This window comes from Pseudomonas sp. AC070, from assembly GCF_979258635.1.
The window spans coordinates 4,802,325-4,824,322 of sequence record NZ_OZ409871.1; the positions used below are offsets into that span (position 1 = coordinate 4,802,325).

Annotated in this window: 24 protein-coding genes; 11 read left to right on the forward strand and 13 right to left on the reverse strand. The window is 61.3% G+C overall.

From position 1 onward, the window contains the following. Positions 1 to 197 precede the first annotated feature (197 nt). The 7 genes from ACZZ0Q_RS21620 to ACZZ0Q_RS21650 form a co-directional block, all read right to left on the reverse strand. On the reverse strand, positions 198 to 692 hold the full coding sequence (locus ACZZ0Q_RS21620; RefSeq protein ID WP_122497483.1) for a disulfide bond formation protein B: 495 nt from the start codon (positions 690 to 692) through the stop codon (positions 198 to 200). Between the two features lie 185 nt (positions 693 to 877). Continuing rightward, positions 878 to 2,119, reverse strand: a complete 1,242-nt coding sequence (locus ACZZ0Q_RS21625; RefSeq protein WP_463540844.1) for a heme biosynthesis HemY N-terminal domain-containing protein — start codon at positions 2,117 to 2,119, stop codon at positions 878 to 880. Further along, positions 2,116 to 3,282 (reverse strand): uroporphyrinogen-III C-methyltransferase, encoded by a 1,167-nt coding sequence (locus ACZZ0Q_RS21630; RefSeq protein WP_463540843.1) that lies wholly within the window; start codon positions 3,280 to 3,282, stop codon positions 2,116 to 2,118. Before ACZZ0Q_RS21630 ends, ACZZ0Q_RS21625 begins: the two co-directional genes overlap by 4 nt. A gap of 16 nt (positions 3,283 to 3,298) precedes the next feature. Then, positions 3,299 to 4,072: a uroporphyrinogen-III synthase gene (locus ACZZ0Q_RS21635; protein ID WP_463540842.1), complete on the reverse strand. Its 774-nt coding sequence runs from the start codon at positions 4,070 to 4,072 to the stop codon at positions 3,299 to 3,301. Beyond that, the gene (gene hemC, locus ACZZ0Q_RS21640; RefSeq protein ID WP_463540841.1) at positions 4,069 to 5,010 is read right to left on the reverse strand and encodes a hydroxymethylbilane synthase; all 942 of its coding nucleotides are present in this window, start codon (positions 5,008 to 5,010) and stop codon (positions 4,069 to 4,071) included. The genes ACZZ0Q_RS21635 and hemC overlap by 4 nt, the downstream gene beginning before the upstream one ends. A gap of 107 nt (positions 5,011 to 5,117) precedes the next feature. After that, positions 5,118 to 5,864: a LytR/AlgR family response regulator transcription factor gene (locus ACZZ0Q_RS21645; protein ID WP_122497493.1), complete on the reverse strand. Its 747-nt coding sequence runs from the start codon at positions 5,862 to 5,864 to the stop codon at positions 5,118 to 5,120. Next, complete coding sequence (locus tag ACZZ0Q_RS21650) at positions 5,861 to 6,946, reverse strand: sensor histidine kinase (RefSeq protein ID WP_122497495.1); 1,086 nt, start codon at positions 6,944 to 6,946, stop codon at positions 5,861 to 5,863. Before ACZZ0Q_RS21650 ends, ACZZ0Q_RS21645 begins: the two co-directional genes overlap by 4 nt. A 258-nt stretch (positions 6,947 to 7,204) precedes the next feature. Here ACZZ0Q_RS21650 and argH point away from each other — a divergent pair, with 258 nt between their 5' ends. After that, positions 7,205 to 8,599 carry an argininosuccinate lyase gene (gene argH, locus ACZZ0Q_RS21655; RefSeq protein WP_463540840.1) on the forward strand — a complete coding sequence of 465 codons (1,395 nt, stop codon included), beginning with the start codon at positions 7,205 to 7,207 and terminating at the stop codon, positions 8,597 to 8,599. A 64-nt stretch (positions 8,600 to 8,663) separates the two neighbouring features. Here argH and ACZZ0Q_RS21660 read toward each other — a convergent pair whose 3' ends face one another. Continuing rightward, the gene (locus ACZZ0Q_RS21660; protein ID WP_463540839.1) at positions 8,664 to 9,323 is read right to left on the reverse strand and encodes a glutathione S-transferase family protein; all 660 of its coding nucleotides are present in this window, start codon (positions 9,321 to 9,323) and stop codon (positions 8,664 to 8,666) included. 144 nt (positions 9,324 to 9,467) lie between these two features. Between ACZZ0Q_RS21660 and ACZZ0Q_RS21665 the strand changes: the two genes are divergently transcribed. From ACZZ0Q_RS21665 to ACZZ0Q_RS21680, 4 genes are all read left to right on the forward strand, one after another. Continuing rightward, positions 9,468 to 9,752: a hypothetical protein gene (locus tag ACZZ0Q_RS21665; RefSeq protein ID WP_463540838.1), complete on the forward strand. Its 285-nt coding sequence runs from the start codon at positions 9,468 to 9,470 to the stop codon at positions 9,750 to 9,752. Between the two features lie 106 nt (positions 9,753 to 9,858). Further along, positions 9,859 to 10,638, forward strand: coding sequence for a substrate-binding periplasmic protein (locus ACZZ0Q_RS21670; RefSeq protein ID WP_463540837.1), 780 nt, complete (start codon positions 9,859 to 9,861; stop codon positions 10,636 to 10,638). A gap of 98 nt (positions 10,639 to 10,736) precedes the next feature. Beyond that, on the forward strand, positions 10,737 to 10,982 hold the full coding sequence (locus ACZZ0Q_RS21675; RefSeq protein ID WP_122449656.1) for a TIGR02647 family protein: 246 nt from the start codon (positions 10,737 to 10,739) through the stop codon (positions 10,980 to 10,982). A gap of 137 nt (positions 10,983 to 11,119) precedes the next feature. After that, the gene (locus tag ACZZ0Q_RS21680) at positions 11,120 to 13,966 is read left to right on the forward strand and encodes a class I adenylate cyclase (protein ID WP_463540836.1); all 2,847 of its coding nucleotides are present in this window, start codon (positions 11,120 to 11,122) and stop codon (positions 13,964 to 13,966) included. A gap of 84 nt (positions 13,967 to 14,050) precedes the next feature. Here the strand turns inward: ACZZ0Q_RS21680 and ACZZ0Q_RS21685 are convergent, their stop codons facing one another. The 5 genes from ACZZ0Q_RS21685 to ACZZ0Q_RS21705 all read right to left on the reverse strand — a co-directional run bounded on the left by ACZZ0Q_RS21685 (position 14,051) and on the right by ACZZ0Q_RS21705 (position 17,144). Then, entirely contained in the window at positions 14,051 to 14,851 is an 801-nt protein-coding gene (locus tag ACZZ0Q_RS21685; protein ID WP_463540835.1) for a lipase family protein, read from the reverse strand. 50 nt (positions 14,852 to 14,901) lie between these two features. Next, positions 14,902 to 15,306 carry a nucleoside diphosphate kinase regulator gene (rnk, locus tag ACZZ0Q_RS21690; RefSeq protein ID WP_122497510.1) on the reverse strand — a complete coding sequence of 135 codons (405 nt, stop codon included), beginning with the start codon at positions 15,304 to 15,306 and terminating at the stop codon, positions 14,902 to 14,904. Positions 15,307 to 15,488: 182 nt separating this feature from the next. Next, positions 15,489 to 15,710, reverse strand: coding sequence for a DUF1289 domain-containing protein (locus ACZZ0Q_RS21695; protein WP_463540834.1), 222 nt, complete (start codon positions 15,708 to 15,710; stop codon positions 15,489 to 15,491). A 1-nt stretch (position 15,711) separates the two neighbouring features. Next, entirely contained in the window at positions 15,712 to 16,044 is a 333-nt protein-coding gene (cyaY, locus tag ACZZ0Q_RS21700) for an iron donor protein CyaY (protein WP_122497512.1), read from the reverse strand. Positions 16,045 to 16,106: 62 nt separating this feature from the next. Further along, the gene (locus tag ACZZ0Q_RS21705; protein ID WP_463540833.1) at positions 16,107 to 17,144 is read right to left on the reverse strand and encodes an AraC family transcriptional regulator; all 1,038 of its coding nucleotides are present in this window, start codon (positions 17,142 to 17,144) and stop codon (positions 16,107 to 16,109) included. Between the two features lie 159 nt (positions 17,145 to 17,303). Between ACZZ0Q_RS21705 and lptM the strand changes: the two genes are divergently transcribed. From lptM to ACZZ0Q_RS21735, 6 genes are read left to right on the forward strand one after another with little or no spacing between them, the layout of a single operon-like run. Next, entirely contained in the window at positions 17,304 to 17,429 is a 126-nt protein-coding gene (gene lptM, locus ACZZ0Q_RS21710; RefSeq protein ID WP_122449649.1) for an LPS translocon maturation chaperone LptM, read from the forward strand. A 9-nt stretch (positions 17,430 to 17,438) separates the two neighbouring features. Beyond that, positions 17,439 to 18,686 (forward strand): diaminopimelate decarboxylase, encoded by a 1,248-nt coding sequence (gene lysA, locus ACZZ0Q_RS21715; RefSeq protein ID WP_463540832.1) that lies wholly within the window; start codon positions 17,439 to 17,441, stop codon positions 18,684 to 18,686. A 5-nt stretch (positions 18,687 to 18,691) separates the two neighbouring features. Further along, positions 18,692 to 19,522: a diaminopimelate epimerase gene (dapF, locus tag ACZZ0Q_RS21720; RefSeq protein WP_463540831.1), complete on the forward strand. Its 831-nt coding sequence runs from the start codon at positions 18,692 to 18,694 to the stop codon at positions 19,520 to 19,522. After that, positions 19,519 to 20,220 (forward strand): DUF484 family protein, encoded by a 702-nt coding sequence (locus tag ACZZ0Q_RS21725; protein ID WP_463540830.1) that lies wholly within the window; start codon positions 19,519 to 19,521, stop codon positions 20,218 to 20,220. The genes dapF and ACZZ0Q_RS21725 overlap by 4 nt, the downstream gene beginning before the upstream one ends. Positions 20,221 to 20,259: 39 nt before the next feature. Beyond that, a complete protein-coding gene (xerC, locus tag ACZZ0Q_RS21730; protein ID WP_463540829.1) occupies positions 20,260 to 21,156 on the forward strand; it encodes a tyrosine recombinase XerC in 897 nt (298 codons plus the stop codon). Further along, positions 21,153 to 21,848, forward strand: coding sequence for an HAD family hydrolase (locus tag ACZZ0Q_RS21735; RefSeq protein ID WP_463540828.1), 696 nt, complete (start codon positions 21,153 to 21,155; stop codon positions 21,846 to 21,848). The genes xerC and ACZZ0Q_RS21735 overlap by 4 nt, the downstream gene beginning before the upstream one ends. Positions 21,849 to 21,998: the final 150 nt, after the last annotated feature.

Genomic DNA, 21,998 nt, shown 5'->3' on the forward strand with positions numbered 1-21,998 from the left:
TTTTGTCATTCGGTGCTTCACAACGGCATTTAACCGACGCTTTGTGCTGGCCAGATTATGCCCGCCCGCTACGCCCTACAAGGCACCACTGGAGAAAGTTTCATACGACCGTTTGATCGCAATGCCGCATGCGGCTTGGCCTGAGCAAACGCGCAGGCCGGGAGCACAGCGGCCTTGAGCCGCTGCGAAGGGAGGGGTCAGGCGCGGCGCAGAAACTGATACGCGGAGAAAATCACCATGCCGACAAAGGCCAGTAGGCACCATTCGGCGAGGCTCATGCCGAACAGTGTCCAGGTCACTTCGGCACAGTCGGCGGTGCCGTGGAGCACGCGGGAGACGAATTCCTGAAAGGGCAGGTTTTGCAGCATGTAGTCGAAATTGCTCGGCATGCACGATGCCATCGGATCGGGCGGCGTGTTCTGAATCCAGATTTGCCGGCACGCAGCGGCGGCGCCGGCCGCAGCGGACAAGAAAGTCAGCGAGGCATACACACGGCGCCCACCACGGCCAGGGTTGTGCAACGCAGCCAGCAACGCAAAGGCGCCGAACGCCATGACGCATAGGCGCTGCACGATGCAAAGAGGACAGGGCTCCAGGCCAACGACATGTTCCAGATACAAGGCGCCGCCCATCATGGCGACACAGGCAAGGAAGGCGAGGAAGAACAGCGAACGCGGGCTAGCCAGCGACATGACAACTCCGGAGGAGGCGAGGAAAGGCGGTACGTTAGTGGAAAGCGCCTCGCCGTTACAAGCCGGCACCGCAGTGCAGCCATCGCCCTGCTGGCACCGCACGTCCAGTCGCGGGTCGCCGCGTCAGTCACGTCGCGGCGCCGCAAGCCTCAAGCGTATTTGCCGGCAGACAAATTGTCGCGGCTTCAGGTGCCGGCAGTGGCTGGAACAGGAGCGGGAGCGACCCGCCGATCCAGCAACCCCATGCCTTCTTCGTACAATTCGTTGCTGCGTTGCAACTCGCCCTGCTGCGCCAACAGGCGCGCCAACTCAGCGCACGCTTGTGGCGTACGGCCGAAGCTCAGGCTGCTTTCGAAGTACTCGCGCGCCTTGCCCCACAGGTTGTTGTGCAAACACAGGCGCCCCAAGCAGAGCAGTAATACAGGGTCGGTCGGATTGGTCTTGAGCCAACCTTCGGCCGTCTGCACTTGCTTGGCGACATCGCGGCCACGCACCTGACCATAGAGCTCGACCAGGCGACTGTCGTATTGCCGCGAAATGGCAGCACGCAGCACCTCTTCCGCTTCCTCGGGCGCGCCCAGCACGCGCAACTGCTCGGCGTACACGGCCACCAATTGCGGTTCACTGCGCTGCGCTTTGGAAAGGTGCTGCCACGCCTGGGTCAGCGGCTGCAGCGCGATCTCGCCATTGTTCAAACCGTCGGTGGCAGCGCTGGCCAATCGCGCGCTCCAAGCTTGTTGTTCGAGGGCGCTGAGCTCGGCATCACCGAGCACTTTGTCTTTGCGAAGGTCCGGCAATAGTGCAATCACGGCCGGCCAATCGCCGCGTTGCTGGTGCACCTGCTGAAGATGTTTGAGCACCTGGCGATGATGGGGATGGCGGTCGCGCATCACCTGCAACGTTTCCAGTGCGGCTTCAGTCTGCCCGCGCGCCTGCTGCAATTCGGCATGCGCCAACGCAATCGCCAACTCGGCGTGGGGCTGGCGTTCCAAGGCTTTCTCAAGGAAGCCATCGCTCTGCTCATAGTCGCCCAACTCGTTCGCGGCACGCGCCGCACCGAGGTAGTAAATCAGCGGTTGTGGCTCGCCCTCAGCTGCGCGCTGCAAATGCCGTACGGCACGTGCCCAACGCCCTTCGGCGAGGTCGAGCAAGCCCTGTTCGCTGGCCAGTTGCACGCGGCGTTTGCGGTTGCGCCGCGACCACGGATTGACCACGCCGCCCGACACAAACACCAAACTCAGCAGCAAGCGGATCAGGTAAACCGCCAGCCACACCACGGCGATCAGCGTGACCGCAGCCCACAAACTGGACTCGTAACGGAAGTTTTTGTAGGCAATCAGCACGTAGCCGGGGTCTTCAACCACGGCCAAGCCAATCAACACAGCCGTTGCGACCAACAACAGCAGAATCAGCAGCGCACGTCTCATGGGCTGACTTCCTCCAGATCGCTGTCAGCCGCCGGCTGATCGCTCTGGGACTGCCGCTCTTCTTGCAGCTTCTGGCTGGCGTTTTGACGTTTCTGCACGTAGGCGCGCACCGCGTCGGTGGCCGGCGTGAGGTCCGGCATCGTCACCGCCACGGGTTGGCCGATGAGTTCGTCGATGCGCGCCAGCAGCGCTTGGCTGTCGGGATTTTGCGCATTGAAATAGCTGTCGAGCACGTTGCGCGCCTGGGTCATGGCCTGTCGATAAACTTCGGGCTTGCCGTTCAATGCCGCCCATTGCGCTTGCTCAAGGGCAAGAGTCAACGCGAGGCGAACTTGCGTCAGGCTCTGGCCGGCCAACAACGGCCGCACGTTCTGGTCGGCATGGAAGTCGATGCGGATGTAGCGCGACAGTTTTTCCAGCCACTGCGACCACCAGCCCTCGCCGTCGCCTTCAGCGGCGAAGTTGAATTGCTCGCCTTTGCTGGTGAACGCCGGTACCAGGGAGTTCAGCTCAGCCGCCTGCTCGCGCATGGCGCCCAGTTGCAAGAAGAGGCCGGTGCGATCCAGCGCAGTAATGCCACGCAACGCCACTAGGGCCTTGGCCAGTTGTTCGCGGGCGGCATAGGAGGCGGAGTCATCTTGGTCACGCAGAATTTCGTCGGCGCCCTGCACCAGCACGGTCGCGCTGCCAACATCCTGCAACGCCGAGAGGCGCAACGCGGCCAGACGCAACAGGTGCTCAGCTTCGGCCAGACGCCAATCCTGGCGGCTCGCGCCCAGCACGCTTTCAACGCGCTGACTCAGGTGCTGTTGATCGCCTTGCAATTGCGCCAGCAAGCGACGGCGGCTTTCCAGTTCTTGCGGGTCGGGCAGCGCCGCCACGCGGTCGGTCAGGCCCTGCTCACGTTGCGATAACAATTGGGTTTGGCTGCGAGCCTGTTCGAGTTGCGAAAGCTGCTCCCGGTCATGGCTTTGCAGCATTCGAACCTGCCAGACGCTCCAGCCACCGGCCGCTATACCCGCAGCGCCGATCAATAGCGCCAGAGCCGCCAGGCCCGTACCCCGTCCTTTTGCAGGCGGCGGGGCAACCGGTTCGGTGCGGGGAGAAGTGGGCGCTGTCAGCGCAGGTTGAGTGTCATCTTTCGGGGAGGTTGCTTCGCTCACGTATCCGTCCTGTGCATCAGAGGGCAGCCGGGGCATGGTCCCGCAAAGCTGCCAGCAACGCCGCGGCACTCGCACCACGACAGTCCACAACCGCACGAGCTCCAGCGGCAGTCGCCAATTCGGCAACCCGCGGGCTCGGTACAAACAAGGGTAGCCGCGCCAGTGTTGGCCACTCGGCGCCAGCCAGTGTGTGCAGGTGCTCAAAACCCTGCCCACTGCTGACCACCAGACCATTCAAGCGTTCAGCGTAAACACGCTGTGGCAAGGTCGCCACCGCGTAGTGCGGCAACGCGCGGCGATACAGTGGCAGATAATCGACCGCTACGCCTTGGCCGCGCAAGCATTCAGCCAAGGCTTCACGGCCACCCTCTCCACGCAGAATCAGTACGCGCGGTGAGGCGCTCGTGCCCAATGCGGCCTGCAATTGCGGCAGCGCCAATAAGGCTTCGCTGTCATCACCCTGGGCGGGATAGCTCACGGCCAAGCCATGGTCAGCAAGAATCTGGCCGGTGGCGGCGCCGACGGTGAACCACGCCACATGCTCTGGTGGCCGTGGCCAGTAGCGGTCGAGCAAGGCCAGACCCAAGCGCGCCGCCGGCTTGCTGACGACGATAACCGCGCAATAGCGATCGAGCTGTTCCATTAAGCGGTGCTGTTCAGGCGATTCAGCCACAGGCTGAATATCCAGCAATGGCAGGCTGCTACTGAACACGCCGTGCTCGGCCAGCGTGGCAGCCAGGGCTACGCATTCCTCAGCCGGGCGGGTGAGCAGCAACCGCCAGCGGGTCACTCGGGCTTAGCCTCACCGTAGACGGCTTGCAGAATCACGGCGGCGCCTTGTTGCAGCAGGTCTTGCGCGACGCTGACGCCCAGGGCATTAGGGTCTTTCACCGTGCCCGTAGCTTCGGCCCGCAGCAGCAAACCACCATCGGGCTGGCCGACCAGACCGCGCAGCCAGATGTGCTCGCCCTGCAGTTCGGCATAGCAGGCGATGGGCACCTGGCAGCCGCCGTTCAGGGTTTTGTTCAGGGCACGCTCGGCGGTTACGCGCAGGGCGGTTTCGTGGTGATGGAGGGCGGCGAGCAGCACGTGGATGTCGCTGTCAGCGCTGCGGCATTCAATACCAACCGCGCCTTGGCCACCGGCCGGCAGGCTGTCGATGACGCTGATGCTGGAGCGGATGCGGTCGGCGAAGCCCAAACGGATCAGACCGGCCGCCGCGAGGATGATGGCGTCATATTCACCGGCATCGAGCTTGGCCAGGCGGGTGTTGACGTTGCCGCGCAAAAAGCGAATTTGCAGGTCCGGGCGCATCGCCAACAGCTGGGTTTGACGGCGCAGGCTGGAGGTACCGACCACGGCGCCTTGCGGCAAGGCGGAGATGCTTTCGTAGGTGTTGGAGACGAAGGCGTCACGCGGGTCTTCGCGCTCGCAAATGCAGTACAGGCCCAGGCCTTCGGGGAAATCCATCGGCACGTCTTTCATCGAATGCACGGCGATATCGGCTTCGTTTTCCAGCAACGCGGTTTCGAGTTCTTTGACGAAAAGGCCTTTTCCGCCGATTTTCGACAGCGGTGAATCGAGCAATTTATCGCCACGACTCACCATCGGCACCAAGCTGACAACGAGCCCGGGATGAGCCGCCTGCAGGCGAGCTTTTACGTATTCAGCCTGCCAGAGGGCCAAGGCACTTTTGCGGGTAGCGATGCGGATTTCGCGGGACGACATGACGGCTCTCGAACGGAATTAACCCGCGCATAGTAAGGCAGCCGCGCAGGTGGTGCACCCGCCGTCAGGGTGACGGGCTGCCGCAGCAGCCGTTCGGGTGGGTCAGCTCAGAGGCTGTTCATCAACTTGCGCACGCCAGCCACATGGCGGCGGCTGACGATCAGGGCGTCGCCATTCAAGCCTTTGAGGTACAGCTGGAAATGCCCGAGCGGGGTGCGTTGCAAGCGTTCGATACGCTCACGGGCCACCAGCGCGTTGCGGTGAATACGCACAAAGCGATCACCGAATTCGTCTTCCAGAGCTTTAAGGGGTTCGTCCAGCAGCACCTCACCGCCCTCGTGACGCAAGGTCACGTACTTATGGTCGGCGATGAAATAAATGACTTGGTCCAGGGGAATCAGCTCGATGCCTTTGCGGGTGCGGGCGCTGATATGGGTGCGCGGACCGCTACCGCTCTCGGCGGCTGGCCGGGTCAGCGCCACCAGCTGCACGCGATTGGGACGTTCGGCTTTTTTCAGCGCTTCGATCAGGCTTTCCGGGCGCACCGGCTTGACCAGATAACCCACGGCACTGACCTGAAACGCATCGATGGCGAACTCATCGTGCGCGGTGCAGAAAATTACCGCCGGCGGCGCCTCGCGCTCGCAAAGTTTGGCGGCCACCTGCAAGCCATCCAGACCCGGCATGCGAATGTCGAGTAACACCACATCGGGTTTAAGACTATCGATAAGGGTCAACGCCTCTTCGCCATTGCTGGCACAGGGCTCCAACACTCGGTAACCATCGAGCTCACCGACCATACGGCTGAGGCGCTCGCGGGCTAGGGGTTCATCGTCGACGATCAGGACATTCATATTGCTCGGGCTTCCTGCGTGAGTCTCGCACAAGGATAGCGTAGACAGGTGAAGTGGCGCCCGTCACGGCGATCCACGCTGAGACTCGCGCGAGGGCCAAAAAGTGCCGCAAGACGCGCATCTATATTCACCAACGCTTGCTGTGTACCACGAGAGGGTTTGTGCTCACTGCCCTCCTTCTCCGGGTCATAAGGGTTGCTGACACTCAGCTCGAACACCCCATCTTTGTAATCTGCCTCTATGCGTACCACGCCCCCTTCGATGCGCGGCTGAATACCGTAGATCAAAGCGTTCTCCAACAATGGCTGCAAGGTGAGCTGCGGAATTGGCAGGTCGGGCGGAACGTTGTCGACCTGCCACTGCAACTGTAGACGCTCACCAAGGCGATATTGTTCGATAGAAAGATAGCGCTTGCTCAGCTCCAGCTCCTCACTCCACGTCACCAGGCTGCCGGGCTTTGCCAGGCTGGCTCGGAACAGATCGGACAAATCCAGCACCGCTTGTTCAGCTTTATAAGGGTCGATTACCACCAGGCTGGCGATGCTATTCAAACTGTTGAACAGAAAATGCGGACGGATCCGCGCCTGTAATGACTCGATTCTTGCTGACAATTCCGCTTGCTGCTGTCGCCGCCATTGGCTCTGCAGGTAGAAGTAGCGTAGCAGCAGCGCCGACATGATCAGACTAATCAGCGCATGGCGCAGATACAGGTTCACCTCGCCGGTACGCGGCAACGGTCCGCCCAGGCTGTAAAAGTCGGCAATGGCCGTGCAGGTCAGCGTCAGCCCTACTACCAAAAGGCAGCACAGCAACCCCGCCAGGGCTGCCGGCAAGCGCGCCAACAGCGGCCGCAATTGGCACATGAGGCCCGCTGAGAGCAGCACGATCCATTGCACGAATAGCGAGGTGAGTGCCAGACGAATCCAGTTGAAGCCCGGCTGCATCGGCTCGGCCAATACCAGCACCAGCACCAGCAGCTCGGCCAGCAGCACCAGCACTAGCAACGCTTCGGGCAGGCACAGCTCGGGCAAGAAGAATTCGCCGGGTGCGGTTTTTTTCGATTTAAGCCATGAGATACGCATCGACACAGTTTCCGGGGCGACTTGCGCGGCAGCAAGCGGGCGGGCGCTGCACGGACTAAATAAAGCAGCAAATGGCCATCGCGTCGGCAAAACTGTGATCAGTCCTACATTGCCGCCGCCCTTTGCCGACGGCGCCGGGCATATCTGCACGACTAACCGGTGCCGCGAAGTTGCTGTCTACCCTGCTATTATCCGCACACTTTTTACGCCGGCCGCTTCCCGTGGCCTCCCGTTTTGCGCACCAGCCGAGTCATTGCCATGAGCACCGAAAAGACCAACCAATCGTGGGGCGGCCGCTTCAGCGAACCTGTCGACGCCTTTGTTGCCCGCTTTACTGCCTCGGTCAATTTCGACCAGCGCCTGTACCGCCACGACATCATGGGCTCCATCGCCCACGCCACCATGCTGGCTAAGGTCGGCGTGCTCACGGCAGATGAGCGCGACGCCATCGAAAATGGCTTGAAACAGATTCAAGGCGAAATCGAGGCCGGCACGTTCGAGTGGCGCGTGGACCTGGAAGACGTGCATATGAACATCGAGGCGCGACTGACCGACCGCATCGGCGTTACCGGCAAAAAGTTGCACACCGGCCGCTCGCGCAACGACCAGGTCGCCACCGACATCCGCCTGTGGCTGCGCGATGAAATCGACCTGATCCTCAGCGAAATCACCCGCCTGCAACAAGGCTTGCTGGAGCAGGCCGAGCGTGAAGCCGGCACCATCATGCCCGGCTTCACGCACCTACAAACCGCCCAGCCAGTCACCTTCGGGCATCATTTGCTGGCCTGGTTCGAAATGCTCTCGCGCGACTACGAGCGCCTGGTCGACTGCCGCAAACGCACGAACCGCATGCCGTTGGGTTCAGCTGCACTGGCCGGCACCACCTACCCGATTAAGCGCGAAATCACCGCCGAACTGCTGGGCTTCGATGCCGTGGGTGGCAACTCGCTGGACGGTGTGTCTGACCGCGACTTCGCCATCGAATTCTGCGCAGCAGCTTCGCTGGCGATGATGCACCTCTCGCGCTTCTCCGAAGAGCTGGTGCTGTGGACCAGCGCGCAATTCCAGTTCATTGATTTGCCTGACCGTTTTTGCACCGGCAGCTCGATCATGCCGCAGAAGAAAAACCCCGACGTGCCGGAGCTGGTACGGGGTAAATCCGGGCGGGTATTCGGTGCCCTTATGGGCCTGCTGACGTTGATGAAAGGCCAGCCGCTGGCCTACAACAAAGACAACCAGGAAGACAAAGAACCGCTGTTCGATGCTGCCGACACGCTGCGCGACAGCCTGCGTGCGTTTGCCGACATGGTGCCGGCAATCAAACCGAAAACCGCCGTCATGCGTGAAGCTGCCCTGCGTGGTTTTTCCACGGCCACGGACCTCGCCGACTACCTGGTTCGCAAGGGCCTACCCTTCCGCGACTGCCACGAGATTGTTGGCCATGCAGTGAAGTACGGCGTGCAAACCGGTAAAGACCTGGCGGAAATGAGCCTCGACGAACTGCGCACCTTCAGCGACCAGATTGAGCAGGACGTGTTCGCCGTGTTGACCCTCGAAGGCTCGGTGAATGCTCGCGACCATATCGGCGGCACGGCACCGAATCAGGTGAAAGCTGCCGTGATTCGCGGCAAGGCGCTGTTGGCCAGCCGCTAAACGCATTTCCCTTCGCGACCCATCGCAGCGGATCGGGCAATCCGATCCGCCGCGAGCGGTTGGTTTACTTCTTGCCCCGCGCCATCGCCAAAAACTGCTCCATCTCGGCGTCTTTGTCCGCCGCCACCTTCTGCACATTCGGATTCTGGTTCAGCAGCTTGAACAGCGCGGCCGCCTGCGGGAAATCGGCCAGCACATCCGTGGCGAACAGCTTGCCCATTACCGTGCTCGCCAAGTCCAGGCTGAAGAGAAAATACAGATCCGCCAGGCTCAAGCTGTCGCCCGCCAAGTAGGGCGAAAACGCGCCGTGGCGCTTCAGGCTGGCCAGCCCCAGGTTCAGGTCTTCCAGGCTTTTGGCCTTGATCGCCGGGTCTACTTTGCCGCCGAAGAATGCCTCCAGATAACAGGCGCGCGCCGGCAGCTCGATATACAGCTCAATCTCGCGCATCAGCGAACGCACATAGGCGCGCGCCTGCGGGTCGCTCGGCAGCAAAGGTTTGGCGGGGTGGGTTTCTTCCAGGTACTCGAGAATGACGCTGGTCTCGTTGATAAAGCCTTGCTCGGTTTGCAGCACGGGCACTTTGCCGCGCGGGCTAATGGCCAGAAATTCTTCACGCTGACCGCCGTGAACCGCAACCGCTTCGAAGGGGATGCCTTTTTCCAGCAAGGCCAGTTTCACCATGTTGTAGTAGTTACTGACCGAAAAACCGTGCAGTTTGAGCATGACAATCTCCGTTCCTGGTGGAGTGGGCGTTGCACCTTATAAACCGTGACGAGCCAGGCGCCCAGCCGAATCCACCCTATGAATGCGTACGCCATAGCGCACGGACCATGGCACACTGCGGCCTTGTTTTCCGAGGAGCGCGCCATGAGCGACATTGATGAGAGCGAAGAATCCTTCGCTGAAGCAACCCTGGTCCAAGCCATTGAAAATCAGCTCGAAACCGACACCCCGCCTGCCGCTAACGCCGCCTTCAACAAGCTGACGCTGGTGGGCTATGCGCGTGAAGAGGCGTTGCGTTTGATGGCGCTGGTGTTGGCCTTCGAAATTGACGCCATGCTGGATGAAGACCGCCCGTTCGACACGGCCTGGTACGAACAAGCCCTTCGCGCGCTGCCTGAATTACCTGAAGGCTCGGAAGACACTGACTAATACCTAAGCAGCGCTTGCCTTGACTCAACGCAGCGGATTAGCCTCGCGGTCATAGCATCCTGCCATGGTCCCGCCCACCTCCTGGGCGGTCCCCGAGCCTGAATCGATGACCCATCGCGTCTATTTCAGCAGTTGGACAACCTTGTGTGCGGCCTTGCTGGTCGCCGCCCTCGGCATTTCCCGCGCTCAGGCCGACCCCATCCAGATCGGCGCCGAGGACGATTGGTATCCCTATACGGCGCTTCGCGATGGTGAAATTTCCGGCATGTCGGTGGACATCGTCAAAGCGGCCTTCGCCGCGACTGGCACGGACATTCAACTCGTCTCCTTTCCCTATACACGCTGCATGCAACTGGCTCTGCGCGGTCAGTTAGTGGCGTGCTTCAACACCTCGCCCAATGCGCAAATCGCTGCCGACTACCGTTTGCCCACCCACCCATTGTTCAGCGAATCGATTCTGCTGTGGGCGCGCAATGACAGCGCCAAGCCGGTGAGCAATCTGGATCAGTTGGCGGGCAAAACCGTGGCGGTCACCAATGGCTACGAATACGGTGCCGAGTTTGACAACGACATCCGCGTGAACCGCATCATGGTGCGCAAAGACCTCAACGGTTTTTTGATGTTGCAACGCTCGCGCGTCGATTACATGCTGGCATTTCGAGGAACCGCACTGCAGCTGTTCGAGGAGCATCCGGAACTGCGTGGGCAATTTATCCCGGTCATGACCGTGCACCGCCCTGATCTTTATCTATCCTTTTCCCGACACCATCCAGACGCTGAAAACCTGCTCAACCGTTTCGATCAAGGAATGCGCTTAATCGAAAGCGACGGCCGCTATCAACAGATCATCGACACCTGGAGGAACAAGCAGAACGCCGCGAAGTAAGCGGCCACCACCCACCACCCCCTGCCCGCTAGTTGGGGTCCACGCTGCTACCGACTCAATGCTGAGCGTTGGCGCACTACAAGAAATCTGGAGCAAACATGTCATTTACCCCCGAACTGATTGCTGAGCTGGAAATTCTTGCCCTGTACAACCTTTCCAACACCAAGGAAGGCCTCAAGGTCCACCATATCGCCTCGCCCACAGCCATTGCCGCCACCCAGCGCCTGCACGAAAAAGGCCTGGTGACGCTGCCCGATGGCGGTTACCTGACCAGTCTCGGGCTGGACGCCGCGCAACATGCCCAAGACCTGCTGACCATACTCACCGTTGAAGAAGCGGCCTAACCTTCCGTGACTCAGGCAAAGGCGGCGCCCAGCTGCTTTTGCCTGCTCCGCCTCACCGCCGTAAATCAAGCCACAGCCCCCTGCCCCCGGCGTTTCGCGGCTGCTAATCTAGCCCCACCAACCGGCAAGAGTTAGCTATGACGCGCACCCAGGAAATTCGTCCCGACATCGACGAGGGTATCGACCGCAAGGTGCTGACGCAGCTGCGCACGCGCTTTCTCAAGGTCAACAGCGGCCGTCTGGACCGCGCCATGCAAGGGCTCTCGACGCGTCAGCAGTTGGTGCTCAAGCTGTTGCCGTTGTTGTTTCACGTTAACCACCCGCTGCTTCCGGGCTACGTCTCCGGCCAGACGCCGGCCGGCGTATCCGGTTATGAACCCGACGACGAACTCCTGAGCGAAGCCCAACGCCTGACCCGCTCGTTCGTGTACAAAGCGCGGCGCGGCAATCCGCCGTTGCCAATTCATGGTCTGTTTCTGATGGGCAGCCTCGGCACCGTGGCGCAGGCCGAGCAAAGCGACATGGACGTTTGGGTGTGCCATGCGCCGAACCTGAGCGCTCAGGAGCTGCAAGAGCTGACGCGCAAATGCACGTTGTTGGAAGCGTGGGCAGCGACCCAAGGCGCCGAGGCGCATTTTTTCCTGATCGACCCGGCGCGCTTCACCGTCGGTGACCGTGAAGCCCAACTCACCTCTGATGATTGCGGCACCACGCAGCATTATTTGCTACTGGACGAGTTCTACCGCACCGCCATCTGGCTCGCCGGGCGCACGCCGCTGTGGTGGCTGGTGCCGGTGTACGAAGAAAAACGCTACGCCGAATACACCCATCAGCTGCTCAGCAAACGGTTTATTCGTGCGGACGAAGTGCTGGATCTTGGCCATCTGGCCACCATTCCGCCGGGCGAATTTATCGGCGCTGGCATGTGGCAGCTGTTCAAGGGCATCGAGTCGCCTTACAAGTCGGCGCTCAAATTGCTGCTGACCGAGGTGTACGCCAGCGAACACCCGAACGTTGAATGCTTGAGCCTGCGTTTCAAACAAGCGGTGTTCAGCAACCAGCTCGACCTTGACGAGCTCGACCCGTACGTCGTGGTGTACCGCCGCCTCGAGGAATACCTCAGTGGCCGCGGCGAAACCGAGCGCCTGGAACTGATCCGGCGCTGCCTGTACCTCAAGGTGAACAAGAAAATCAGCAACCCGCCGCGCAACCGGCGCAAAAGCTGGCAGCGTCTGTTGCTGGAGAGACTCACTGCAGGCTGGGGCTGGCAGCAGCGGCAACTGGCCATGCTCGATAGTCGCAGCCAGTGGAAAGTTCGGCAGGTCAGCGCCGAGCGCCGCGTGCTGGTTAACGAGCTGACCTACAGCTACCGCTTCCTCTCGCAGTTCGCCCGCACTCAACAAGTCGCCAGTTCACTCAACAGTCGCGACCTCGGCGTATTGGGCCGGCGCCTGTACGCCGCCTTCGAGCGCAAGGCTGGCAAGATTGAATTCATCAACCCCGGCATCGCCCCCGACCTGGCCGAAGACAACCTGACGTTGGTGTTCAACAGCGACAGCACCGATGACAGCCAATGGGCATTGTTCAACGGCAGCCTCAGCGGCCAGGAATGGCGTGATTTTGCCCCGCTGAAACGGGCCCGCGAACTGATCGAGCTGCTGGCCTGGTGTCACCGCAATGGCGTGATCGACAGCAGCACGCGCATCGCCCTGCACCCTGGCGACAGCGACCTCACCGAGTTCGAACTGGCCAATCTGCTCACCAGCTTGCAGCAAGCCGTGCCGCTGCCGTTACCGAGCGTGAGCGAAGATGCGCTGCTGCACAGCAGCGCGCCGAGCGAGGTGTTGTTGCTGGTTAACGTCGGTATCGACCCGCTCAAGCAGCACAGCCAGCTCAACGTGCACATGACCACCGGCCGCACGGATTCCCTGGGCTATTCGGGTGTGCGCGAGAACCTCGTGTTGACCCTCGATCAGGTGAGTTTGAACAGCTGGAACGAGTTGTCAGTCAGTCGTTATGACGGCACCCATGCGCTGCTCGACTGCTTGCGCGACTTCCTCAATAGCCTGCCGCCAGGTGGGGCGTTGCCGGTGTTGAAAGTGCGGTGCTTCTGTCGCAACCGCGCTCAGGCGATTGCCGAGCGTGTTGAAGAATTGTTCCGCGATATTCTTTCGCACTTCGTGGGCGAACGCGGGCAACGCTACTTGGTGCAGATTCAGCAGCAATACCACGTGCTGCAATTAACGCCTGGCCATGTCGACCATGTGGCGCTAAACAACCTGCCGGCGTTGCTGGAGCAGTTGGGCAGCGAGCTGAACAGCTACAGTCCGCTGCACTTGGATCGCCATGCATTGGAAGGCGAAGACCTGGCGATGATTTTGCCGCTGGGCCGACCCGACTGCATTCAAGTGTTCTACCGGCTGCACGAAGACACCGCCGAGCTGACCGTGTTGGATGAACGCAACGCGCTCTGGCGCCAGCGCCTTCCATTCCGGGATGAGCAAAGCTTGCTTACGCCGCTGCACCGTTTTCTGCAATCAGTGCTCTATCGACGCAACGCGCAGCTGCCGCTGGATACCGACCCGGTGTTAGCGGAAAACCTGGAAATTCTCTATTACGAAGTGCTGCCACCGGCACCTTCCCGGGCGCAGTTTCTGGAACGCCGCGCGTCGCCGCAATCGGCAGTCAGCCATCCGTTCTATGACGTTCAGGCGATTGTCGAACCCGCCGAGCAAGGACGGGTGCACGTGACGCTGTTCTGTAACCACCGGGAATTTTCCGAGCTGGAATACGGCAATGAACTGTTCAGCGCCGTGGCCCGCCACATCCTTTCGCAACGCAGCGGCCACGAGCGTTATCCGTGCTACATCACCGACCTGGATCTGTCGCGGGTGCTTGGTGAGGGGCAAACGCAGACCATTCATTACCTGCGCTACAAAACCCGGCTGGAGGCTGCGCTCAATAGCGCGCTGCAACGTGCGTAACGTGTTTGCCCGTTTGGCCCATCGCGGCTGAAGCCGCTGCCGCAGTGAAAAACAGTAAAAACAGTAAAAACAGTGAGCATCGGCTCACGCCTTCATTGGCGCCTGCGGGTTATTGAGTGCGTACAGGTAGCTGCCTGCCAGGCTGTGGTCGCCCAGCACGCTGGCGTAGCTGGCCGTGAACGTAATCGCCTGGCCAACATGCTGGTAGAGCCACGTGCCGCTGACGCCTGGCGGCACTTCGGGAACCAGGTCGCTGTCGTTCACAACCCGAAAGGTCGGCACCTGCAGACCGTTGTAGTACGCGGCGAACGAGGGCGAGGCCAGGCGCGGGCTGGCAAAATTGTAGTGCTGCAGCGCCAGGCCGGGCCAGCGCTCGCGCATATCAGGAACCGCCAGCGTCGACAAACTGCTGCCTAAACTGTGCCCGCATACCCACAGCGGTCCTTCGGGGCGCATATCGTCGAGCGCTTGTAACGCCAGGTCGCGCAGTGAGGTGTAGAGCTTCAAAAAGCCGTCGTGCACCAGGCCAACGTCGCTTTTCCACGGGTAGCTGCGCTGCGGCACATCCAGATCATCGAGCCAGTCTTGCGCCGTGTCGGTGCCGCGAAACACCAGGTAAACGGCGCCCTGCGGGTCGCGCGCCGCAAAGCCGAAAGGCTCGGACTCATTGAGAAAATGCAATTCGCTGAGCACGCTCCACACCGGCGCTGAAAACTGCCAACCGCGCATGTCGGGGAGCTGCCAGTGAAAGTCTTCAGGCTTTCGCGGCTGCTGCTGCGCCATCCATTGGTCGTACTGCTGATAAGCGCAGTTCACCAATTGGGCGCAGAGCAACGCTTGAGGCAGGGAAAACGCAGGCGGGAAGTACATCGGTAGGCTGGGCATCTCGGCCTCCTTGCCACTGAATGAACGCCTACTCTAAAAGCGCCTGGCGATTACTGGCTATAGGCACCGGCTGCTTCTGGTTGGTACTCGACTGCCAGCAATGTCAGCTGAATCAGTTTTCCAGCCGGCGTCGGCCAGTCGATGTGTTGGCCAACCGACAGCCCCAACAGCGCACTGCCTACGGGCGCCAGAACCGATACGGTGCCCTCGCCGCCCGCCTCGTTCGGGTACACCAGCGTCAGGTGGTATTCCTTGCCGCTGCTTTCTTCCCGGCAAACCACTCGCGAGTTCATGGTCACCACGCCGGCCGGCACTTCGTCATGGCCGACCACATTGGCGCGCGCCAGCTCCTCTTCGAGGGCTTGGGCGCCTGGGCCGAAATCGTCGAGGCTTTCGAGCAGACGCTCAAGGCGTTGCAGGTCCAGACGGGTGATGGTGATGGCTGGAGCGGTCATAACGCAGTACTCATAGTCAGTGGCAGCCAGGCAGCGGCTACCAGCGGAACGTCGCAACCCAATGCGGGCGGCAGCAAATTCCAGGCGGCAGTTAAAGAAAAACCCCGACCGAAGCCGGGGTTTGCAGGCGCCTCATTCTGGTGAGGCGAGTGCCGACCGTAGCACAAGACATGACTGCTTGGTCAAGACTGCCGAAAAGGCGACGGCTTTACGCGTGCCTGCGCTAACTCGATTATTTGCCGACGACGCGGGCTATCAGCGGCTTTCCACTCGCGGATTTCAGCGAGCAAACGACCGCAGCCCAAACACACGTCGTCGTCATCCAGGCAGCATTCGCGGCGGCATGGCGACAGCACCACGTCCGGGTCTTGCGCCTGTGGCTGGAAAATCTGCGGGGCATTCATGTCAGAGCTCATCGAACTCGATCGCTTCGCCGGCTTGTTCAAGAGTGATGCGTGCGAGCATTTCGCCGAGCAGCTCGTCGCTGGTGTCGCAGATCCAACGGTCAGTGGCGCCGTCGTAATCGAAGTGGAAACCGCCAGAGCGAGCCGCCACCCACAATTGGCGAATCGGCACCTGCCGGCTGAGGATCAACTGCGAGCCATTGGCAAAACGCACGGTGAGAATGCCGGCGGAATTTTCCAGGTCGAGGTCCAGGCCGCTGTCATCGAAAATGTCTTCTACCGATTCCTGGGTGGCATCCACCAGGTCGTGAAAACGCGCTTCGGTCAAACTCATAACGGGCACCTCAGGCAAAAATTAAGGCAACGACGCAGGTGCGTTGCGACAAGTTGTAGGCATTAGCCGACTAGTGTGCGGCGGTACTCGGCGGGGCTCTGTCCGGTCCAGCGGCGAAACGCGCGGGCCAGGGAACCGGCTTCGCTGAAGCCAACAAAAAATGCGATGTCAGCCAGCTCGAGCGTCGGATCCCGTAGGTAATTGAGCACCAACTGCTGGCGAGTTTCGTCGACAAGTTGGCTGAATGATAACCCGGTCTCGCGCAGACGGCGCTGCAAGGTGCGTGGACTGAGCCCCAAAGTCTGCGCCAGGCGCTCCAAGTCCGGTCCCTGTTCGGCGAGTTGCTTGGCCAGTTCCAGGCGCGCGCGGTCCAGCACGTTTTGCTCGTGGCGCAATTCCGTGAGCAGGCGGTCGGCATAGCCGTCGAGCATCTTGCGCACCAGCGCATCGGCCTGGCCAAGCGGCGCAAGCAGTAGGCGCTTGGGGAAGACCAGGGCGTTGTCGGGTTGGGAAAACAGCACTGGGCAACGAAAGATGCGCTGGTGCTCGGCCGTATCAGCAGGCGCCGGGTGCTGAAAGCGCACTTCGGTGGGAGGAACATCAAGGCCGCTGATCCAATGCCCAAAGGTGGTCCAGCCCGCCAGAGTTTCCTCGCACAGGTGCCGTTGCTGCTGCGGCAATAGCGGCTGCCAGCTGTGGGCGACTTGCGGTTCAAGGCCGGGCCGAGCGGGCTCATCGGCCAGGTCAACATGCCCGAGGCTGCCGACCAAGGTGGCGTAGCGCGCCTGGCGGTGCAGCGCGTCGCCCAGGGTCGCGCAGCTCATCAGCAAATAGCCGAGCACGCCGTAGTAACCCGGCCGCACCGCTTCGCCGAGGTGCAGCCCGAAGTGCGCATCGCCCGTCAGCTCAACGCCTTTTTCCATCACTGCCAGATACACCGAGGCGGCCACGCGTTGATCACGCTGGGCCAACAGCTCAGGGCTTACGTGCAAGGGCGCCAGCAACGTTTCGGTGGCGATTCCCTGGCGCGCAAGGTAGTCCAACAGGCCTTGGAAATAGGCGACCGAAACCGAACCGGCCAGTGGCGCAGGTGTGTGCATCAGAGCTCCTGTTGGGGCTTGAAGGGACAAACGTAGACGCTTTTACGATAGCGTCAGGGCCCGCTGCGCGGGAGCTCCGGTCTATCGCCCGGCGCATAGGCAAGGCGCCGGGCGGCCGGTATACTCCGGCGCAATCACTGCTTTTACAAGGAATCCGCCATGAAGCGGCTACTGACTGCCCTTATCGCGCTCGTCGCCATTTCGTCTCTGCTTACCGGCTGTGGCCAGAAAGGCCCGCTGTATCTGCCAGGCGAAGACCAACCTTCCGCTGAACACACCCATTAAGGAGGCGGTATGCACGCCTTCAATTACCGCACAGGCGAACTGTTTGCGGAGGGTGTGGCGTTGTCCGCCATTGCCGAGCGTTTTGGTACGCCCACTTACGTGTATTCCCGCGCGCACATCAGCGCGCAATTCAATGCCTATGCCGACGCGCTGCAAGGCGTCCCGCATCTGGTGTGCTACGCCGTCAAAGCCAACTCCAACCTCGCTGTACTGAACCTGTTGGCCCGCCTGGGCGCCGGGTTCGATATTGTTTCCTCCGGCGAGTTGGAGCGCGTGCTGGCCGCCGGTGGCGAGCCGGGCAAAATCGTATTTTCCGGTGTGGGCAAAAGCCGCGACGACATGCGCCGCGCGCTGGAAGTGGGCGTGCACTGCTTTAACGTCGAATCCACTGATGAGCTGGAACGCCTGCAACTGGTGGCCGCCGAGCAAGACGTGATTGCGCCCATTTCGCTGCGCGTAAACCCCGACGTTGACGCCGGCACCCACCCGTACATTTCGACCGGCCTCAAAGAAAACAAATTCGGTATCGCGATTGCCGACGCCGAAGCGGTATATGCCCGCGCCCACGAGTTGCCGAACCTGAAAGTGCTGGGTGTGGACTGCCATATCGGTTCGCAACTGACCAGCCTGCCGCCGTTCCTTGATGCACTCGACCGCTTGTTGGCGCTGATCGACCGCCTTTCGGCGCGCGGCATTCAGATTCACCACCTCGACCTGGGTGGTGGCGTTGGCGTGCGTTACAAAGACGAAACGCCGCCACTGGTCAGCGATTACATCAAGGCCGTACGCGAGCGTACCGCTGGGCGTGACCTAAAACTGGTGTTCGAACCCGGCCGCTACATCGTCGCCAACGGCGGCGTGTTGCTGACGCAGGTGGAATACCTCAAGCACACCGAACACAAAGACTTCGCCATCGTCGACGCGGCGATGAACGACCTGATTCGCCCCGCCCTTTATCAGGCGTGGATGGACGTTGTAGCGGTGCAGCCGCGCGAGGGCGCCGCGCGCGCTTACGACATCGTCGGGCCGATTTGCGAGACGGGTGATTTCCTCGCCAAAGGTCGTGAACTGGCTTTGGAAGAAGGTGATTTGCTGGCGGTGTGTTCGGCGGGCGCCTATGGTTTTGCCATGAGCTCTAACTACAACACCCGTGGCCGTTGCGCCGAAGTGCTGGTCGACGGCGAACAGGCTTATGAAGTGCGTCGCCGTGAGACCGTGCAAGAACTCTATGCTGGCGAAAGCCTGCTGCCGGAGTAACGGTCATGCTGCTGCGATTCACCAAAATGCACGGCCTGGGCAATGATTTCATGGTCCTCGACCTGGTCAGCCAGCACGCGCACATCCAGCCAAAGCACGCCAAACAGTGGGGCGACCGCCACACCGGCGTGGGCTTCGACCAACTGCTGTTGGTCGAGCCGCCGACCAATCCGGACGTCGACTTTCGCTATCGGATATTCAACTCCGACGGTTCTGAAGTTGAGCAATGCGGCAACGGCGCACGCTGCTTCGCCCGCTTTGTGCTGGATAAGCGACTGACCATGAAACGCCAGATTCGCGTGGAAACCTCCGGCGGCATCATCGAGCTGGACGTACGCCCCGACGGCCAAATCAGCGTAAACATGGGCGCGCCGATTCTTGAACCCGCGCGCATTCCGTTCCAGGCCGAGAGCCAGGCGCTGAATTATCAGGTCGATGTCGAGGGTACAGCGGTCACGCTGGCGGCGGTGTCCATGGGCAATCCGCACGCCGTGCTGCGCGTCGATAGCGTGGCCGACGCGCCAGTTCATACCCTGGGGCCGAAGCTGGAACATCACCTGCGTTTTCCTCAGCGCGTGAACGTCGGCTTTTTGGAAATTACTGATCGCCAACACGCCAAGCTGCGCGTTTGGGAGCGCGGCGCCGGGGAAACCCAGGCCTGCGGTACCGGCGCCTGCGCGGCGGCGGTCGCTGCCATCAGCCAAGGCTGGATGGATTCGCCTCTGCAACTCGAACTGCCTGGCGGTCGCCTGTTTATTGAATGGGCCGGCGCAGGGCACGCCGTAATGATGACCGGACCCGCCGTCCGGGTTTACGAAGGGCAGGTTCGCCTATGACCGATAAGCAGCAAGACGAGAGCACCCCTCTGGACGCCGAAGCGGTGGCCGCATTTCTGCGCGCGCATCCGGAGTTTTTCGTCGACCACGACGAGTTGATTCCCGAGCTGCGCATTCCGCATCAGCGGGGCGAGTCGGTGTCGCTGGTTGAGCGTCAGGTCAAGCTGCTGCGTGAGCGCAACATCGAGATGCGCCACCGTCTTTCGCAACTGATGGACGTCGCCCGCGACAACGATCGGCTGTTCGATAAGACTCGCCGCCTGGTGCTCGACTTGCTCGATGCCAGCTCGCTGGAAGAAGTGGTCAGCGCCGTTGAAGACAGCCTGCGCCATGAATTCCAGGTGCCCTTTGTCAGCCTCACCCTGTTCAGCGAAACGCCAACCGGCGTGGGCCGCTCGGTGAGTTTTGCCGAAGCGCATCAAGCCATCGGTGGCTTGTTGGCCGACGGCAAAACCATTTGCGGCGTATTGCGCAGCCATGAGCTGGCATTTCTGTTTGGCGAAGAAGAGCGCGAGAGCGTCGGTTCAGCGGCCGTAGTAGCCCTCAGTCACCAAGGTTTGCACGGCGTACTCGCCATCGGCAGTCCCGATCCGCAGCATTACAAGAGCTCGCTGGGCACATTGTTTCTTGGCTATATCGCCGAAGTTTTGGCCCGCGTTCTCCCGCGCTTTGCCACGCCCCTTCGCTCGGTACGCTAAGCGTCCGGGCAGTTCGCCGATAGCCAGGAGCGTCGCCTGATGCAAGCTGCCCTCGACGCCTACCTGAAACATCTGCGCAGCGAACGGCAGATGTCGCCCAACACCCTCGACGCCTATCAGCGCGACCTGCTCAAACTCATTGAGTTATGCGGCACTCAAGGAATCGATTCCTGGGCGGCGCTCGACGTGCGTCGGCTGCGCAGCTTCGTGGCGCGCCTGCATCAGCAAGGATTGTCGGCTCGCAGCCTGGCGCGTCTTCTTTCTGCCACGCGCGGTTTGTACAGCTACTTGATCGCCGAAGGCGTGTGCCAACACGACCCTGCAACCGGCATCGCCCCACCCAAACGTGAACGTCGCCTGCCACGCACGCTCGATGCCGACCGCACCTCGCAGTTGCTCGACGGGGCCGTGGAAGACGACTTTATCGGCCTGCGCGACCACGCCATGCTCGAGCTGTTCTACTCCTCAGGCCTGCGCCTTGCCGAGCTGGCGGGCTTGAATGTGCAACAGCTGGACTTACCGGGTGGCCTGGTCGAAGTGTTGGGTAAGGGCAGCAAAACGCGGGTGCTGCCGCTGGGGCGCAAGGCGCGTGAAGCCTTGGAAAATTGGCTGGCTCAGCGCGTATTGGCGAACCCCGCCGATGACGCCGTGTTCATCAGCGCCAAAGGCAAGCGCCTGGGTCCGCGCGCCATTCAACTGCGCGTCGGCCAGGCCGGTGTGCGCGAGCTGGGGCAGCATTTGCACCCGCATATGCTGCGGCATTCATTTGCCAGCCACATGCTTGAGTCTTCACAAGACCTTCGCGCCGTGCAGGAGCTGCTCGGCCACGCCGACATCGCCACCACACAGATTTATACCCACCTGGATTTCCAGCACCTGGCCACCGTTTACGACAGTGCCCATCCCCGCGCCAAACGTAAAAGCAGCGAACCATGAGCATTCAACTGATTACGTTCGACCTCGACGACACCCTGTGGGACAACCTTCCCGTCATCACGGGCGCCGAGGCGGCGATGCGCGATTGGCTGAGCCAACACGCACCGCTGTTGGCAGCGCTGCCGGTCGAGCATTTGTGGGGCATACGCAGCCAGGTACTGGCCGCCGAGCCGGGGCTGCGTTATCGCCTGAGCGAGCTGCGTCGGCGCACTTTGTTTCAGGCATTGGAAGGCGTGGGTTATAGCGCAGCATACGCCAAAGACATGGCCGAACAGGCCTTCCACGCCATGCTCGACGCGCGCCATCGCATCACCTTTTTCGACGACACCGTGCCCACACTGGAGCGTCTGACCGAGCGTTACATGCTCGGCGTCATCACCAACGGGAACGCCGACGTTCGCCGGCTTGGGTTAGCCGATTACTTTCGCTTCGCCCTGTGTGCCGAAGACCTCGGCGTAGGCAAACCGGACCCGCTGCCCTTTATCACGGCGCTGCAACAGGCCGGTGTCGCTGCGGCGGCGGGTGTGCACGTTGGGGATCATCCTGCCGACGATATCCGCGGCGCGCAGAACGCGGGCATGCGGGCGGTTTGGTTTAACCCGCAAGGGAAAGAGTGGGAAGGTGAGGGGCAGCCGGATGCGCAGATAAAAGCGTTGGCTGAATTACCTGGGGTGTTGGCGCAGTGGGGTTGAGATCGGCGACAAACCAGCGATCCAGTCGCGGTTAACGGACCGCGGAATACGCGGTCGGCGATACTCGGTCGAGATCGAGCGCGCTAGAGCGAGGCAAGGCGTAATTTGATTTTGAGGCGCAGTGGGCTGTAGCCCATGAGCATTGAAAAT

Coding starts and splice junctions, on each gene's coding strand:
- ACZZ0Q_RS21620 (WP_122497483.1), bottom strand. CDS start 692: ATGTCGCTGGCTAGCCCGCGTTCGCTGTTCTTCCTCGCCTTCCTTGCC.
- ACZZ0Q_RS21680 (WP_463540836.1), top strand. CDS start 11,120: ATGACGCGCACCCAGGAAATTCGTCCCGACATCGACGAGGGTATCGAC.
- rnk (WP_122497510.1), bottom strand. CDS start 15,306: ATGACCGCTCCAGCCATCACCATCACCCGTCTGGACCTGCAACGCCTT.
- argH (WP_463540840.1), top strand. CDS start 7,205: ATGAGCACCGAAAAGACCAACCAATCGTGGGGCGGCCGCTTCAGCGAA.
- ACZZ0Q_RS21645 (WP_122497493.1), bottom strand. CDS start 5,864: ATGAATGTCCTGATCGTCGACGATGAACCCCTAGCCCGCGAGCGCCTC.
- dapF (WP_463540831.1), top strand. CDS start 18,692: ATGCTGCTGCGATTCACCAAAATGCACGGCCTGGGCAATGATTTCATG.
- ACZZ0Q_RS21705 (WP_463540833.1), bottom strand. CDS start 17,144: ATGCACACACCTGCGCCACTGGCCGGTTCGGTTTCGGTCGCCTATTTC.
- ACZZ0Q_RS21685 (WP_463540835.1), bottom strand. CDS start 14,851: ATGCCCAGCCTACCGATGTACTTCCCGCCTGCGTTTTCCCTGCCTCAA.
- ACZZ0Q_RS21665 (WP_463540838.1), top strand. CDS start 9,468: ATGAGCGACATTGATGAGAGCGAAGAATCCTTCGCTGAAGCAACCCTG.
- ACZZ0Q_RS21670 (WP_463540837.1), top strand. CDS start 9,859: ATGACCCATCGCGTCTATTTCAGCAGTTGGACAACCTTGTGTGCGGCC.
- ACZZ0Q_RS21695 (WP_463540834.1), bottom strand. CDS start 15,710: ATGAATGCCCCGCAGATTTTCCAGCCACAGGCGCAAGACCCGGACGTG.
- xerC (WP_463540829.1), top strand. CDS start 20,260: ATGCAAGCTGCCCTCGACGCCTACCTGAAACATCTGCGCAGCGAACGG.
- ACZZ0Q_RS21675 (WP_122449656.1), top strand. CDS start 10,737: ATGTCATTTACCCCCGAACTGATTGCTGAGCTGGAAATTCTTGCCCTG.
- ACZZ0Q_RS21660 (WP_463540839.1), bottom strand. CDS start 9,323: ATGCTCAAACTGCACGGTTTTTCGGTCAGTAACTACTACAACATGGTG.
- ACZZ0Q_RS21735 (WP_463540828.1), top strand. CDS start 21,153: ATGAGCATTCAACTGATTACGTTCGACCTCGACGACACCCTGTGGGAC.
- lptM (WP_122449649.1), top strand. CDS start 17,304: ATGAAGCGGCTACTGACTGCCCTTATCGCGCTCGTCGCCATTTCGTCT.
- ACZZ0Q_RS21625 (WP_463540844.1), bottom strand. CDS start 2,119: ATGAGACGTGCGCTGCTGATTCTGCTGTTGTTGGTCGCAACGGCTGTG.
- hemC (WP_463540841.1), bottom strand. CDS start 5,010: ATGTCGTCCCGCGAAATCCGCATCGCTACCCGCAAAAGTGCCTTGGCC.
- cyaY (WP_122497512.1), bottom strand. CDS start 16,044: ATGAGTTTGACCGAAGCGCGTTTTCACGACCTGGTGGATGCCACCCAG.
- ACZZ0Q_RS21650 (WP_122497495.1), bottom strand. CDS start 6,946: ATGCGTATCTCATGGCTTAAATCGAAAAAAACCGCACCCGGCGAATTC.
- ACZZ0Q_RS21725 (WP_463540830.1), top strand. CDS start 19,519: ATGACCGATAAGCAGCAAGACGAGAGCACCCCTCTGGACGCCGAAGCG.
- lysA (WP_463540832.1), top strand. CDS start 17,439: ATGCACGCCTTCAATTACCGCACAGGCGAACTGTTTGCGGAGGGTGTG.